This window comes from Pseudomonas sp. NPDC096950, assembly GCF_044762525.1.
GTDB lineage: Bacteria > Pseudomonadota > Gammaproteobacteria > Pseudomonadales > Pseudomonadaceae > Aquipseudomonas.
Genome location: NZ_JBIWEL010000001.1, coordinates 355,549 through 370,250, shown reverse-complemented (window position 1 = coordinate 370,250; position 14,702 = coordinate 355,549). Strand labels below are relative to the sequence as shown.

Annotated in this window: 13 protein-coding genes; 2 read left to right on the top strand and 11 right to left on the bottom strand. The window is 57.8% G+C overall.

The annotated features are described in order from the left end of the window. The first annotated feature begins 91 nt into the window (after positions 1-91). A complete protein-coding gene (locus ACIQY3_RS01870; RefSeq protein ID WP_403016695.1) occupies positions 92-769 on the top strand; it encodes a class I SAM-dependent methyltransferase in 678 nt (225 codons plus the stop codon). Between the two features lie 110 nt (positions 770-879). On the opposite strand, the gene ACIQY3_RS01865 is transcribed toward ACIQY3_RS01870, so the two are convergent. From ACIQY3_RS01865 to ACIQY3_RS01830, 8 genes are all read right to left on the bottom strand, one after another. Next, on the bottom strand, positions 880-1,977 hold the full coding sequence (locus ACIQY3_RS01865; RefSeq protein ID WP_403016693.1) for a methyltransferase: 1,098 nt from the start codon (positions 1,975-1,977) through the stop codon (positions 880-882). 2 nt (positions 1,978-1,979) lie between these two features. Next, positions 1,980-3,023, bottom strand: a complete 1,044-nt coding sequence (locus ACIQY3_RS01860; protein ID WP_403016691.1) for an NAD(P)/FAD-dependent oxidoreductase — start codon at positions 3,021-3,023, stop codon at positions 1,980-1,982. Further along, positions 3,020-4,897 carry a class I tRNA ligase family protein gene (locus ACIQY3_RS01855; protein WP_403016689.1) on the bottom strand — a complete coding sequence of 626 codons (1,878 nt, stop codon included), beginning with the start codon at positions 4,895-4,897 and terminating at the stop codon, positions 3,020-3,022. Before ACIQY3_RS01855 ends, ACIQY3_RS01860 begins: the two co-directional genes overlap by 4 nt. Positions 4,898-4,990: 93 nt before the next feature. Beyond that, entirely contained in the window at positions 4,991-6,226 is a 1,236-nt protein-coding gene (gene lysA / locus ACIQY3_RS01850) for a diaminopimelate decarboxylase (RefSeq protein ID WP_403016686.1), read from the bottom strand. Between the two features lie 14 nt (positions 6,227-6,240). Continuing rightward, positions 6,241-6,615: a cupin domain-containing protein gene (locus ACIQY3_RS01845; RefSeq protein ID WP_403016684.1), complete on the bottom strand. Its 375-nt coding sequence runs from the start codon at positions 6,613-6,615 to the stop codon at positions 6,241-6,243. Positions 6,616-6,650: 35 nt separating this feature from the next. Continuing rightward, positions 6,651-7,823 (bottom strand): acetyl-CoA carboxylase biotin carboxylase subunit family protein, encoded by a 1,173-nt coding sequence (locus ACIQY3_RS01840; RefSeq protein WP_403016682.1) that lies wholly within the window; start codon positions 7,821-7,823, stop codon positions 6,651-6,653. 132 nt (positions 7,824-7,955) lie between these two features. Next, a complete protein-coding gene (locus ACIQY3_RS01835; protein ID WP_403016680.1) occupies positions 7,956-9,128 on the bottom strand; it encodes an MFS transporter in 1,173 nt (390 codons plus the stop codon). Next, on the bottom strand, positions 9,125-10,423 hold the full coding sequence (locus ACIQY3_RS01830) for a SidA/IucD/PvdA family monooxygenase (RefSeq protein ID WP_403016677.1): 1,299 nt from the start codon (positions 10,421-10,423) through the stop codon (positions 9,125-9,127). Before ACIQY3_RS01830 ends, ACIQY3_RS01835 begins: the two co-directional genes overlap by 4 nt. A 319-nt stretch (positions 10,424-10,742) precedes the next feature. Here ACIQY3_RS01830 and ACIQY3_RS01825 point away from each other — a divergent pair, with 319 nt between their 5' ends. Further along, positions 10,743-11,657, top strand: a complete 915-nt coding sequence (locus ACIQY3_RS01825; protein WP_403016675.1) for a LysR family transcriptional regulator — start codon at positions 10,743-10,745, stop codon at positions 11,655-11,657. A gap of 25 nt (positions 11,658-11,682) precedes the next feature. Here ACIQY3_RS01825 and ACIQY3_RS01820 read toward each other — a convergent pair whose 3' ends face one another. Genes ACIQY3_RS01820 through ACIQY3_RS01810 form a run of 3 tightly spaced genes read right to left on the bottom strand, consistent with a single transcriptional unit; the run spans position 11,683 to position 14,196 of the window. Beyond that, positions 11,683-12,720, bottom strand: a complete 1,038-nt coding sequence (locus ACIQY3_RS01820; protein WP_403016673.1) for a GGDEF domain-containing protein — start codon at positions 12,718-12,720, stop codon at positions 11,683-11,685. A 49-nt stretch (positions 12,721-12,769) separates the two neighbouring features. Next, a complete protein-coding gene (locus ACIQY3_RS01815) occupies positions 12,770-13,165 on the bottom strand; it encodes a RidA family protein (RefSeq protein ID WP_403016671.1) in 396 nt (131 codons plus the stop codon). Between the two features lie 17 nt (positions 13,166-13,182). Further along, a complete protein-coding gene (locus ACIQY3_RS01810) occupies positions 13,183-14,196 on the bottom strand; it encodes a GlxA family transcriptional regulator (protein ID WP_403016669.1) in 1,014 nt (337 codons plus the stop codon). Between the last annotated feature and the right edge of the window lie 506 nt (positions 14,197-14,702).

The following is a 14,702-nucleotide window of genomic DNA, read 5'->3' as shown; positions in this document are numbered from 1 at the left end:
GTCCGAAAGCAGGGCCTGGTCAACCAAAAAGACCCGCGTCACGTGCGCTTGCCCTATCCTTCATCCAACCACCCCACTCCGGACATCCGCCATGCCCGCCCCCGAATCCACGCTACTCGACAGCTGGCACCACAACGCCCACGCCTGGATCGACGCCATCCGCAACGGCACGATCGAAAGTCGCCTGCAAGTCACCAATCAGGCCATCCTGCTGGCGGTGCTGGGCCGTCAGCCCGAGCGCATTCTGGACCTCGGTTGCGGTGAGGGCTGGCTGTTGCGCGCGTTGGCTGATCGAGGAATCGAGGCGACCGGTGTGGATGGCGATGCGACGCTGGTAGACGCCGCGCGGGCGGCGGGTTCTTCGCAGGTGAAGGTGGCGAGCTATGAAGCGCTGGTGGAGGCCAAGGTTGATATCGGCAGTGATTACGACGTGATCTGCGCCAACTTCGCCCTGTTGCATCAGGACATCATCCCGCTGCTCGTCGCCATGAACGCCCTGCTCGCTCCTGGCGGCGCGCTGGTGATCCAGACGCTGCACCCGTGGACCGCAGCGGCGGGCGACTATCAGGATGGTTGGCGCGAAGAGACGTTCACCGGGTTCAAGGGCCAGTGGCAGCCCATGCCGTGGTATTTCCGCACGTTGTCCAGTTGGCTTAATGCGCTGGACATGGCCGGGTTTCGGCTGGCGGGCCTGCAGGAGCCGCAGCACCCGCAGAGTGCGGTGCCGCAGTCATTGTTGTTGGTGGCCGAGCAACGGGACCGGGGTTAAGCGTTGGTCGAAAGCAGTCGGGCTGCTTTCGACCACTAACGGGCATTGCCTGACGTCGGGTGATCAATGCTTCGCGCTCATTGCTCCCGGTCCGATCTCCGGCGGACGCCTCACGATGCCTTGCTGGCAAGCACCGTGTCGCGACAGCCATGCGCACGATTGAGCTGCACCTCGATGTGCTCGAACTGGTTGCCAGACAGCAGCGTCACCAGCGATCGCGCGGTGAAATTCTGCCCGCCTTCGGTCAGGATCTGCACATAGAGACTCATGAGCGCCGGCAGAATCGGCCCGGCCAGATCGTCGTCCAGCAAGGTTTCACTGACCACCAGGCACCCTCCGGATTTGAGGTGATGGTGCGCGTTGGCCAGCAGCGTGACTTGATAATCGTGACTCCAATCCCCCAATACAGCGGAAATCAGCACCACATCAAAGTCAGCCTCAGCCAACGGCAAGCGCGCAAAAATATCCCCGGACAGGCATGAAACACGATCGCCCAGCCCCTTGCGACCGACTTCGGCGCGGGCGTAACGCGTGGCTTTTTCCAGATCGATCAATGTGATCTGCGCCTGCGGGATTGCCTGTGCAATCTCAATGGACACCTGCCCACCGCCGCCGCCCAGATCCAGAATGCGCAGCGGCGCCGCAGTCCCGACTCTCGCGTTCAGGGCCTCGGCAATGCGGGTTCCGGCGCCTGTGCTGAAGGTGTTCATGGCCGCCATAAACACATCGAAGTCGTTCTCGCTTTTATCCAGCTCGGCGTAGAACTCATTGGTATCGCCTTGTTCCGGGGACAGCTGCAAGCGATCGGAAATTGGCTTGCCACTTTTGAGCGACTCGGCAAGCTGACCGAATAACGGATAGACATGCCGGCTATGGTGCTCGACCGCCGAGCAAATATTCTGGGCGCTGTGACGGGAGAGCAGTTTCTGCGCATCGCTTGAGTTGAAGAACTGATCACCCCGCTGAATGATCAATCCCACCGACAAACCGAAGGACACCAGTTTCTGGACTTGCGCGGCGCTGAGCAGGCACGCGTCGGCCAATTCGCTGATGGCGGTGCCTGATGTCTCATTCAGATGACTGAACAGGTCCACCTCTACGCAACCGAATAACGAGGCAGACAACATGTAGCCATTGACCAGGGTATGCACCAAGGCTTCAGAACTTGGCAATTTACCGCGAAAATCAATCGTTCCCTGATTCAGCATATCTATGATCCCAGTATTGAGTTGAGGTAAGCCAAGGTCCTGGCCGGGGCGTACTTGAAAGCGGCGCCTTCGCCGAAAGCAAATACATGTGTGTGTTCGGGCAATACGGTTTGCGCCTCGGGCGCCACTGAATCGAAGGCGTCTGCCGAGCGTGTTGTGCGCACTCCGGAGAATGAAAGCGGTACGGGGGCGTAGCGCTGCAAATGCGCCAGCGCTTTGTTCAGATGAGCGTCGGCGCGATCAGGCAGGTTGTCCGGTGCAACGTCCCAATCCGGCTGGGGAACGCCAAATAGAATCTCCCCGCTTGCAGTCGGACGGGCGTGAAAACCGCTGTCGTGTTCAACCACAAAAGGCAGATGGGCCAGGTTGTGGCCTGCAAGACGATGAACCGTGATGGTTCGATTGCGCACCACCGCCGGCAGCCCCAGGCGTTCGAGCAGGCTGGGCGTCCAGTAACCCGTGGCAAAAATCACCCCGTGAGCCCCGTAACGCCCCGCTTGCGTCAACACATACCGGGCACGGGTACTGTCCTCGAAAGCCAGGACCTGATGACCAAACCGGAAAGTCACCCCAAGCCGCTCACACGCCGCACGCAGCGCATGCCAAGTGATCAGGGGATCTCTGAAGCCCGCGTGTTCATCCTCCACGGCGTAATCCACCGATCCCCATTCGACAGATGGCCGGCGGGCCCGCAGTTGTGCCCGCGAAAGCACGCGCATGCCGCTCGCGTGGGCCCTGTCCAGCAAACGCTCATTGGCAGCGGCACCGAAGCCGTAATAACTCGGGCATGGACGGAAATCCTCAGCCAGGCCCAGGGCCGAGTAAAAATCATGGCTTTGTGCGACCTGGGCGCTGATGCCCGGGTCAGGATCGAAAAAACGTATCCCGGCCCCGGACAGCGTGGAGGCGTTTGTCACCTCGGACATTTGCTCGATGACACACACCCGCCGCTTGCGTCGTGCCAGGTGCAGTGCGGTACACAGACCGACTATCCCGGCACCGACGACAAGCCAGTCGTAATGGCTGGAGACCTCGCTTGCACTCATGGACGATCCAGCTCGCCGATCACTTGCGGCATGATGCAGCCCAGGTGCAAGCGCAACAGCGCCATGGCTTCGGCCTCGAGGTACATACTGGTGCGCCGCTCACCATGATCGGCCGAATCATCGAAATAACCGCAGGTCATCCGCTGGAAGCGAGTCAACACATCAAGCAGTTGCTTGACCGAGCTGGCGTATTGCTTGACGGCATAGCCGTTGGGTACACCGAGGGCGTTGCCGAGATGGATCTTGTGTCGATTGAAAAAAGTGTCGTATTCCTGATGCAGCCGAGTCCAGGCGCCGGGTTGCGGAACGACTCCCGCGAAATGCCCGTCAAGTCGCTGTCGATGGATCGCGAACAACTGTGTCAGATCAGCCATCGTGCTTTGACGAAAGCTTTCGAACTCACTGCGATCATAGTTTTCGCGACTCACGTCAGGTCTTTTCAGCGACAGGTAAAAGCGATACCAGTCAGCAACAGCCGGCGAGGTAAACACGTCGTTGGCCCAGATCGCGTGGTTGCGGCTGGTGGAAAACTTCAACTGATCCAGCAGCAAAAACTCATTGACCACGAACGTGATCTTCATGGCCCGCACCCCGAGCGCGGCGAACAACTGCGGGTACAGATGGGCGTAATAAAACGAGTTGTCAAAACCCATCAGGTGAATGATTTCAAAGTCTGCGCCGTTCAGGCGTTCGATGGCTTGTTCGACATCGCTGACTTCTTCGCCAAATACACTCTTGTAAATAGCCGCCAGGTAACCGGCCGCCATTTCGATCCAGGCCAGATAGGATTGTCCGCTCAGCTCCGGATGCCTTGAAGGCACGCCCCACTCGCTGTGGAATGTCACCACATAATCTTCCTGCGCGAGTGCCCGTTGCTTGAGCAGGTACTTTTCAAGTTTCGGTGGCGCGGTGACCTGAAAACCGGCGCGGACAAAGTCGGCGGCGCATCGGTCCAGATCCAGTACGCCCTTTTTACCCTGGCGCAGAGTCGGCGCTGCACCGCACAAGTTGCACGACACCTCCCGCAAGTTGTAACTGTTATTGGGGCTGCCGCAGTCTTCGCACACGCACCCGTTTGAAGGCGCGTGACAGGTGGGACAGCCGCCCCGGGCAAAGGCGTCAAATACTTCAAGCCGGCAATCGGCGCACCAGGCGATGTCCTGCGGCTTAATCTGCAGAATGTCTTTGGCCACCAGGCGCTGGATAAAGTCGTGAACAAATTCGAGGTGAAAATGGCTGTCGCAATCATGCACGTCGTCATAACCGATACCGGCATTATCGAAGGTGCACATGATGGATCGACTGAATTGCTCATAGACATCGCGGGCATTGATACCCTGTTGCCGCGCCTTCAGGTCGACATAGGACTGGTGCTTGTCCAGACCGACAATCAGGCTGGCCGGCGTGCCCTGACTCTGTAGATAACGCTTGATGATATCGGCGCAAATATAAGGTCCGGAGATATGCCCCAGGTGCAGATCGCCGTTGGGTGTCGGTGGCGGCGTAAACAGAATCTGGCGAGTGGTCCGGGCCTCGGATTGTGATTGAGCGTCCTCCCACCAGATACTCATGAACTCGACTGGCGACTGAGGATGAGCCTCGATGTAGTGTTCGCTGAAAGGCTTGATGTAAATAACATCTCCCGCCGAGATATTGCTTCGAATGTTGTCCTGAACAAATTCGCCGTGCCCGGAAACAATGATGAACGTTTCATGTTCATGGTGCAGATGCGGCTTGCTCAGCGTCCCGGCTTCAACGGTGACACAGGCGGAACCGAAGGGTGTACGCAGCGACGGCTCAGGATAGATGCGCTTGATCAGTGCGTTGTATTCATGACTCAACTTGAACTGCTGGTGCTTTCTGACGACTTCCATGGTTGTCTCCCCAACTTGCAAAATGCTGATCACCGGGCGCACGAATCCCCGGATGCAGACTGATGTCTGCACCCTTAATCCGTTCTTATTGGTTTAAATCGTTTCCAGCGAAAGTAACTCGTCGAATGTCTGGCGACGACGAATAACCTTGACCGAGTCGCCATCCAGAAGTAGCTCCGGAATTAACGGCCGGGTGTTGTAATTCGATGACATGCTTGCACCGTAGGCGCCGCAATCATGGAAAACCAACAAATCATCCACCTGCAGCTCGGGCAGCAACTGGTGATCGATTTCGCCGTTGCTCTGCTGAGTGAATACATCGCCAGCCTCGCACAACGAACCGGCTACCACGGTATTGCGCCACAACTTGCGATCAGCCACGGGGCCTTTCTGAAGCGCGGTGATCCGGTGAAAACTGCCATACATGGCCGGTCGCATCAGATCGTTGAAACCGGAGTTCACCAGTACGAAATGATTCGTCCCGACATCCTTCTTGGCCCTGACCTGAGTCACCAGGCACCCGGATTCGGCGACCAGCAGGCGCCCCGGTTCGATCTCCAGCGTCACCGGGTGTCCAAGGTGATCCTGAATCTGGCGACGCGCCAGATCCCAGATGCGGAAGTACTCGTCGAGGTCGATCTGCGGGTCCTCGTCACGATAGGCGACCGGCAACCCGCCCCCCGCCGATATCGCCGAAATATCGAACGGACAACGCAGCACATGCTCGACCATACTCGCGCAGACACGTTGCAGATGCTCGTAATCGACCCCGGAGCCAATGTGCATGTGCAGCCCCACCAACTCCAGACCGTAGGTTTCGATCAGCCGGTAGCAGACGTCCAGGTTTTCATGCCAGTTGCCGTGCTTGCTGCTTTGGCCCCCGGTGTTGGTTTTGCGGCTGTGACCGTGACCGAATCCCGGATTTATCCGCAGCCAGACTTTATGCCCGGGACTCGCCTTGCCCAGTTGCTCGAGCATTTGCGGTGAGCCGGCGTTGACCGGAATGTTCAGTTCGATCACCCGCTGCAGTGTCGCTTCGTCAAGCACGTCACAGGTGTAGACGATTTGAGCGTGCCCTTCATCGTTGCGAAACCCTGCCCTGTGGGCGCGTTCAATTTCGCCCAGTGACACGGCATCGACCATCGCGCCCAGACTTTTCATCAACTTGAGTATCTGAATGTTCGGGTTGGCTTTCTGCGCATAGCGAATCACATCGAATGCGCGCAACTGCGCAGTCCGGCGGCGAATGGAATCGGCGTCATACAGCCAGAACGGCGTGCCGAACTCATGCGCCAGTTGATGGATCAGCGAATCGTTGATCTTGTTCACAGTGAGACACCCGTTCAAAGAGCCGGAGGGCTTAATTCGTACCAGACGTAAGCTTTTCGGGACGGTTCGAGCACCTTCCATTCGCCCTTGTAACCGGCGGGAAAGACCAGTTGCATACCGGGCACAAACAACACCTGGGTGCCCTGCTCGTCTTCGATCATGATCCGCCCCTCCAGCAGGCTGGCGAATTCATGCCCGGTGAAGTTCACCGTAAAACTGCCCACGCTGCATTCCCAGACCCCTACCGAGAACAACTGGTCAGCGCTCTCGAACTGCTTGTGGAACGTCTGCACCGGACGCCCTTGCGTGCATTTTTCCAGGGGTGTTGCGAATTCGGTCACGTCCATGGCCGGGTTGGCCAGCGAGCGAATGTGGCGATTGTCGAACATGCTGTTATCTCGTGAAGGCGTTGAAAGAACCGGGCTCAATGACGCTCGATGTCAAACAGGTCGGCGGACAGCCTGGCCGTCTGGAACATGAAGTCAGGTGTGTCCTGATGCTCGATCGGCCAAAACCACTCCACATGGCCTTCACGGGTTTCGAAATTCTGTGCGTCCCTGTCGGAAAAATCTCCGACGCCTTTGTAAAGACTGAGCTCGTGCACACCCTCGGGCAGCGCCACGGGATTGATGCGGGTGATCTTTCCAGGTGCCGCCTTCAGGAAGGCGACCGCTGCGGTGCCCCGGCGCTTGATCAGGGGCATGTCGTCGTAGATATCGCAGTAGCTCTTGGCGTGCAGGGCATAGAGATCAATGCCCAAGGAGCGATAGACCAAGTCGATGATCCGGTCGCCGGCGGGCCGGGCGCCGACCTCAATGATGAAAGGCACCCCGTCCACAATCTTGATCTCGACATGAGAGACGCCGCGTTCGATACCCAGTGCCCGACATGCCTTTTCGGCGGTCTCGCGCAAGGCATCATAATCAGCCCCGGCGTAGGGAACGATGTGACCCATTTCAGCAAAGTACGGACGTGGCGAGAGTTGCTTGTGGGTGACGGCCGCCGCCGTACTTTCGCCCGGTCGGCAATAAACTTCGACGGAGACTTCAAGTTCACTGTCGAGAAAGGCTTCCAGGTGCACACGCTCCGGATCGATGTAAAGAATGTCCTTGTACTTGTGCAACAACTTCGCAGCGTCATCGATCGCCACTTGCAACTCCTGCGGGTTGCTCACCAGGCGCACGCCGCCACTGCCACCAAAGACACTGGGTTTGAAAATGACTTTTTCCTGATCCTTGAAGACGTAGCCGGCGACACCTTCATTGACCGCCAGGGTCGGCGCCACATTCAGTCCGGCCTTTGCCAGTTCGGTCTTCATCAGCAACTTGTCGCGACAGCGCAGGATCACCGCGTCACTGTGAAACGGTATGGCGTATTGCTTGGCTATCGCAGCGCCAGCCTCCAGGACAAAATCGTTGACCGGGATGACCGCCGCCGGTGTGAGGCCTGTCTTGCGTTCGTACTCTTTGACCGCCTCAAGCGCGCGCACCGGATCCAGCAGATAGGGGCTGACGATGTAATCGTCAGCCAGGCTGGCTGCCGGCCGACGCCGCTGGGCCAGCACCTCGCCGGGATAGGCCAGCACCACCACAGCCATGCCCAGCGCTCGTGCGGTACACAACACGGCCCGCTCCCTCATGGGCAGATCGGCGCCGATCAACAAGGCGTAACGATTGGATAACGTCATTTCGAATCCTCAAACTTTTACGTAAATAAGGCGCGATTCTTATCAGGCGCCGACCGAGGCGGCGTTCCCCTGCCCTTGGGCGAAACGCGTCGCAGAGGTCTGCAGCAAGAGCGCGATGGACAACATGATCATCAGGAACGGTACGAGCCAGGCCGTGTCGATCAGTGCCAGTTGCAGGCTCAGGACCAGCAGCAGCACAGGCGTAGCCAGCGCATTGGCTCTGCTGACACAAAGGCCGACGGCGGCCTCGCTGTAGCGATAGGCAATGGCAGCGCGGATATGCACCCGGGCGCCGCCAAACGCCATGCCCAGAATCAACAGGCTCAGGGCCTTGAGGACAAGCGTGTCGGGGACCAGGAACCACACCAGGGCGGCGGCGACAGCGAGCGCAATCAGCCCGGACAAAAAGACCAACAGGTTTCGGCCGGTATTGGCCAAAATGATCAGCACGCCAATCAACGCCATGCCCATGCCGAATACGGCGTCCAGCACACCTAACTCGAACAGCGCCCAGCCATGGCTTGCCACGTAAACCGGGAGCATGAAGTTGAAGGCGCCGAGGATCGGCCAGATCAGCACCATCGGAATGAATAAGGTCAGCGGAAGCTTCGCCGGCGCCACCGGAGCACTGCCCTCCCGGACTTCAATCACGGCCGAACCGTTTCGGGTGTAGCAAACCGCAGCGACGAGCAAGAAGCTGACGCACAGAAGAATGGAAAACCCCATGCCGGTCAGAATCGGCATCAGGCCGGCCGCCAGCAGCGGACCAATCATCAGCGCAGCCTGACTGGTGGCGGTGGTCGCACCGCTGATACGCCTGACCGTCGCGGCGTCCATGCCACGCTGGACCTGGGTAAACCACATGTCCAGGCTGGCTTCCAGCAACATGAAGATCAGCCACACAAACAGATTGGTGATCAGCAGTCCGACCGTGATATCACGGCACACCCCGGCGACCAGGCTCAGACCTGCGAGACAGGCCAGGAACCCACTGCTCATCTGGCGACCGTTCATTCGGGTCGACAGGCGCTTGATCATCATCGGCGTCACAAACGCCGGAATAAATGAACAAAAAATCGCGAGTGCCAGCGGCAAATAGCCGCCTTCATTCTGATTGAGAATGGTCCAGGTCAGGGACACCAGCAGTGCACCGGAAAACAACCGGTAAACCGTGGAACCGACCAAGAACACAATCAGCTCTCTGGACATTTTCATGACGTCATTGCTCCCTGCATGACCCTGTTACTCAGCGTATTGACGATTTGCCCGCCCACTTCATGGGATCGCCGTGAAATAACCGACAGCAATGTATCGCTCAGGCCATGGGTATGTTCCGACATGCCCTGGATATAGATGTTGGGTTTAAAGTCATCCGTCATCTGCAAAACGTAATGACGGCTCAAGCGCGGTATTTGCGCAGGTTCTGCCCAATAAGGCTTGAGTGAATCCAACAGTGCCAGGTTGTTCTTGCGGCTGTAACCGGTCGCGCAAATAACAACATCCACTTCAAGTTCCTGGTATTCACCGTCGAGCGTCGACACCAACGTGACGGACAACGCATTATTGTGCTCGATCACCTGGGTAAGCCGTTTGAACTTGAGTACTCCGAAGCGCTCGGCATCACCGCCGATCATGGCTTCATACTCTTCACGGTACAGGCTTTGAATAATCGCCAGATCGGCCACCGAGTAGTTGGTGTCGAAGTGTTTTCGAATCAGTGCCTGACGATTTTCCGGATCGAGGTCATAAATCCGGTCGATCATTTCGTTATCAAACACTTCATTCACGTATTCACTGTCATCGGCTTGCTTGAACCCGATACCGCTGCTCGCCACCCGCACATCCGCATGACGGTAATGACTGATCAGGTGCTGATAGATCTCCGCCGCGCTTTGCCCGGAACCCACCACCAGAAACCGATAGCGCTTGCTTTCATCGTAGTCCGGCAACTTTTCCAGCAATTGCGAGGAGTGGAAGACGTGTGGGCTGGTGCATGCCACCGGCATTGCCGGTTCACCGCCAATGGCGATGGCGAGGTTTTGCGTCCTGACAACCTGTGTGTTGCCCGTCAACGTGTCATTGACGGTGACATCAAGCGCAACGACTTGATTATTTTCCGTGACCGGCAGAACCGATTGAACCCATGAAGAATAACGCGTCACATGATTGAAGTGCCCCGCCACCCAACGCAGGTAATCATCAAACTCCTTGCGACTGGGGTTGAAGTCCCGCAAGTTGGCGAAAGAACCCAGTCGCCGATGTTCATGCAAATAGTTCACAAACGTGAAGTGGCTTTTCGGATTGCGCAAAAAGCAAAGATCTTTCATGAAAGAAATTTGCATCTTGGCACTGGGCAACATCATCGGGTGGTGCCAGCCATGTTTGTTCTTGGCTTCAAAAAACGTAATCTTTTTGCCTTCAGTCTCTTCTTTATAATCTTCGTAAAGAGAGACCGCCAAGCCAATATGCGAAGGACCAAAACCAATGCCGACCAAATCATGCATTTCCATAAGTTGACCCCTCACATGGGTCGATTCCAGTTCATCCATTGGCAAACTTGATCCGCTCTTACTCACCCTCGCAGACTCTCGACGACGATATCGGTGCCGCTGAATAACAGGCACCCGATCGCACATCTGAAGGGAAGCAGAGTGGTAGAGGTTTATTTGTCGGGCCAGTGTAATTACATGGCCACTACATTCAAAATATCATTTCTTTTTAGGTGTCTTTCATTTCTGATATACCCAGCACAAGGCTGAAACGGCCCCGCATGCTATGCTCGGCGGCGCTTTTCAATGGATTAAGGCCGTGTCTGCCTTGGGGGATAGAGTGAGATTCAGTTTCAGGCAAGTCGAAATATTCTGGGCGATCATGACCACCGGCAGCGTGACCAAGGCAGCGGCATTGCTCAAAACCTCACAACCGACCGTCAGCCGTGAAATCGCTCGATTCGAGCATGTCCTGGGGCTCAAACTGTTTGAACGGACACAGGCGCGCTTGCAGCCCACCACTCAGGGATTGAGTTTGTTCGAGGAAGTGAAAACCTCCTATTACGGGCTCGAGCGCATCCACAATGCGGCGCAATCGATCAAGAATTTCCAGACCAGTCTCACGATCGCCTGCCTGCCCGCTTTTTCGCAGAGCCTGTTGCCCTACGTGTGCGGACGGTTCATCAACGCGTTCCCGGAAGTGAACATCAACATCACCCCGCAGGAATCCCCGCTGCTCGAAGAGTGGATGACGGCCCAACGGCATGATTTCGGGCTGACTGAAAACAGCGAAACGCCGCCCGGCACTCGATGTGAAAACATCTTTACCGGCGATGAGGTGTGCGTGCTGCCATCCGGTCACCCGCTGTGCAGCAAAAAGGTGATTACGCCTCTGGATCTGGCCGGTATCAACATGGTCAGCCTGTCAGGCCAGGACCCTTACCGGATCATCCTCGACAAGATACTTGCCGATGCCCAGGTCAAATGTCGCACCGTCATAGAAACCCACAGCGCGGCGGCCGTATGCTTTTTCGTTCAGCAAAACGTCGGGGTCGGCATCATCAATCCACTGACGGCCTTGAGTTTTGCCGATCAGGCCGTGTGCTTGCGACGGTTCTCGATTTCAATACCGTTTTGCGTCAACCTCATCACCCCGCTGTATCGGCCACAGACGTCTGTTGCTACGGCCTTCATTGATGAGTTGAAGTTGAGTGCCGGTGAACTGCACCAACAACTTCACAAATGGCTGGGGTAGCGATGAGGAATGGGCCGGGGAGCGATCACACGACTTGATTGCGCCCACTGCGCTTGGCTTGATAAAGCGCGTCATCGGCACGCACCACCAGGCTTTCCACCGTGTCGTCCGCATTGGCAAGGGCCACGCCAAACGACGCCGTCACCGTATCAAGCACTTCCTGGGTGCCGCGCGCCTTGATCCGCAGCGCCTGGACCTTCTGCCGCAGCAGCTCCGCAAAGTCACGGGCAGCGCTGAGATCGGCGCATTCACGCAGGATCACGCAAAACTCTTCGCCACCATAACGCGCCGCCAACGCCTGGGGTGGCAGCGAGCTGCGCAAGACCTGGCCCACATGCTTGAGCACGCGATCGCCCAGTGGGTGGCCATATTGGTCGTTGAATTGTTTGAAGTGATCGATATCCAGCATGACCAGCGCGACACCGTGCGCATTGTTGCTCAACGCTTGCTCCAACAAGCGCGAGAAGGTGCTTCGATTGAGCACCTGCGTTAGGCCGTCCAGCGTCGCGTCGAGCTGGGCTCGCTCCAGTTTGTCGCGCAGGTTTTTAATCTCGTTTTGCGCCGAGTGCAATTGAGCGAGGAAGCGCTCTTGCTGATCGTGCATCGCCTGCGTGCTCTGTTGCAGCTCGCTGAGTATCGCCGGCAAGCGGTTATCGACCGGCTCGGCGAGCATTTCCAGGCATTGCCCGAGGCTGGCCTTGAAGTTGAGGCTGCCACTCACGCTATGGGAGACGTCGCGCTCCATGCCATCCACCAGATTGATCGCTTGTTGCTGGCCGGCGCGGGCATCTTCCAGTTCGTCGCGAATGATGTATTCACGGAACAGCTTCGATGCGGACTCCGAGGGGAAATAGTCGAAATCCTTGACGACCCGGTCCAGGTGGCGATTGAGCTCCGGTTCCAGGCCTTTGCTGTAGGTGTACCAGAGCGCGTAGTGCACCGGGTTCGGCGGGATGTTGTGCCGCACCATGAGCGGCACTGCCTGCTTGAGCAAGGCTGCCGCCTCGCGGTAGTCCTCGGGATACAGTGCTAAAGCAGTCGCATGCAGCTCTGATTGGCTCATGGCATCACTATTGTGGGTTGTTATTGGCGATTTGCGCGGCAGCATAGCCTTACGTTCGCTGCACCGCTATGCACTTGATCTCCACCAAAAGCCCCGGATGCGCCAACTCACTCACGCCGATGCATGTCCAGGCGCACAGCCCTTTGGGGAACAGGCGGTTTTTTACCTCCCGGAACGCCGCCATGTGCTTTGACATTTCGACGTGGTAGGTCGTCATCTCGACCACGTCGTCGAAGGTGCAGCCGCCCGCCTCCAGCACCTGACGGAGGTTTTCCCAGGCGCTGATGAACTGTTGTTCGGGGTCTTCGATGACTTGCAGGTCAGGCGTCCGGCCTACCTGGCCGGCGCAGTACAGCGTTTTGCCGACCTTGACCGCCGGGGCATAACCCGCGCGCTCGATGATGGGCCGCATGGCCTCGGGAATGATGATTTCACGGTCCGACATCAATGGGGCTCCGGGGATTATTTGACCAGCCGCGTTTCCTTGGATGGTCGGTAGCCAAAGTACGAGCTGTAGCATTTGCTGAAATGACTGGGCGAGACAAAACCGCAGGCGACCAGCACGTCCACCTGGGACAGTTCGGTGTGCTGTAGCAAGCGACGGGCCTCGGTGATGCGCAATTCCATGTAATAGCGTTGCGGCGTGGTGCCCAGTTGTTCCTTGAACAGACGCTCGAGTTGGCGACGGGAACGGCCGGCGTACACCGCCAGTTGCTCCAGCTCCAATGGCTCTTCGAGGTTGGCGTCCATCAGCTTCACCACCTCGCGCAGCGGTGCGCTGACGCAGATGTTTTCCGTCGGTTTGATGCGCCGGTAGCGGGATTCTTCGAACGCCAGGATGTCTTCGATGCCTTCGACGAGTGCTTTGTCGTGCAGGCCTTTGATCCAGTCCAGCGCCATGTGGAAGGCCCCGGATGGACTCGACGCCGTGAGTCGGTCGCGATCAATCACATAGGGTTCGCTGGTGACTTGCGCGGCTTTGGCGATTTCCGCCAGTGCAGGGCGATGCTCGGGGTGGATGGCGCAGCGGTAGCCGTCGAGCAAACCGGCGCTGCCGAGGAACCAGGCGCCGTTCCACAATCCGGAGAGGATCACGCCGTGGTCTGCCGCGCTTCGGAGCAAGTGGATCAACTCATCGCTGGCTTTGAGTTCGGTGCGGTAGCCGCCACAGATGACCAGCAGGTCCAGGTCTTGAATCGCGACAGCATCGAAACGCGCATCGGGCCGAATCACCAGGCCCAGGTCGCTGATGACTTCGCCATCGTGCAAGCCGAACGTGCGAGTGGAGAACAACTTGGGGCGAAGCAGGTTCGCGGTGACAATCGTGTCCAGTGCTTGCGTGAAGGCCGGCAGTGAAAAATGCTCCAGCAGCAGAAAGCCTGTGCGCGCCATGGGGACTGGCTCGCCAGATTGCTCATTCAAATAGCGGAGATTTTTCCCCTTCATGCCTCCGCTGAATTGGCGTCGTTCGATCAAGGTCTGGGTTACTCGGTGATGGGGGCTGATGACCTCGCCATGCTACCTCCAGACGGGTGTTCGGGCTATCGGGCTGAATCCCTGACCTTTTTTTGATTGTAGGAGCGAGGCCTGCTCGCGAAAGCGGGGTGTCAGGTGACAGGGATTTCGACTGGGATGACGCGTTCGCGAGCAGGCTCGCTCCCACAAGGGATCGGTGTTGGCCGCAACTCTTGCGAACGACACCGAACCAGTGTGGGAGCGGGCTTGCTCGCGAAAGCGGGGTGTCAGGTGACAGGGTTTTCGACGGGGCTGACGCCTTCGCGAGCAAGCCCGCTCCCACAGGGGGGGGCGGTGTTGGCCGCAAATATTGCGAACGACACCGAACCAATGTGGGAGCGAGCCTGCTCGCGAAAGCGGTGTGTCAGGGGATTGGGGTTTTGACTGAACTGACGCCTTCGCGAGCAAGCCCGCTCCCACAGGGTATCGGTGTTGGCCGCAACTCTTGCGAACGACACCGAACCAGT

Coding starts and splice junctions, on each gene's coding strand:
- ACIQY3_RS01845 (WP_403016684.1), bottom strand. CDS start 6,615: ATGTTCGACAATCGCCACATTCGCTCGCTGGCCAACCCGGCCATGGAC.
- ACIQY3_RS01815 (WP_403016671.1), bottom strand. CDS start 13,165: ATGTCGGACCGTGAAATCATCATTCCCGAGGCCATGCGGCCCATCATC.
- ACIQY3_RS01870 (WP_403016695.1), top strand. CDS start 92: ATGCCCGCCCCCGAATCCACGCTACTCGACAGCTGGCACCACAACGCC.
- ACIQY3_RS01840 (WP_403016682.1), bottom strand. CDS start 7,823: ATGGCTGTGGTGGTGCTGGCCTATCCCGGCGAGGTGCTGGCCCAGCGG.
- ACIQY3_RS01820 (WP_403016673.1), bottom strand. CDS start 12,720: ATGAGCCAATCAGAGCTGCATGCGACTGCTTTAGCACTGTATCCCGAG.
- ACIQY3_RS01830 (WP_403016677.1), bottom strand. CDS start 10,423: ATGGAAATGCATGATTTGGTCGGCATTGGTTTTGGTCCTTCGCATATT.
- ACIQY3_RS01835 (WP_403016680.1), bottom strand. CDS start 9,128: ATGAAAATGTCCAGAGAGCTGATTGTGTTCTTGGTCGGTTCCACGGTT.
- ACIQY3_RS01860 (WP_403016691.1), bottom strand. CDS start 3,023: ATGAGTGCAAGCGAGGTCTCCAGCCATTACGACTGGCTTGTCGTCGGT.
- ACIQY3_RS01865 (WP_403016693.1), bottom strand. CDS start 1,977: ATGCTGAATCAGGGAACGATTGATTTTCGCGGTAAATTGCCAAGTTCT.
- ACIQY3_RS01855 (WP_403016689.1), bottom strand. CDS start 4,897: ATGGAAGTCGTCAGAAAGCACCAGCAGTTCAAGTTGAGTCATGAATAC.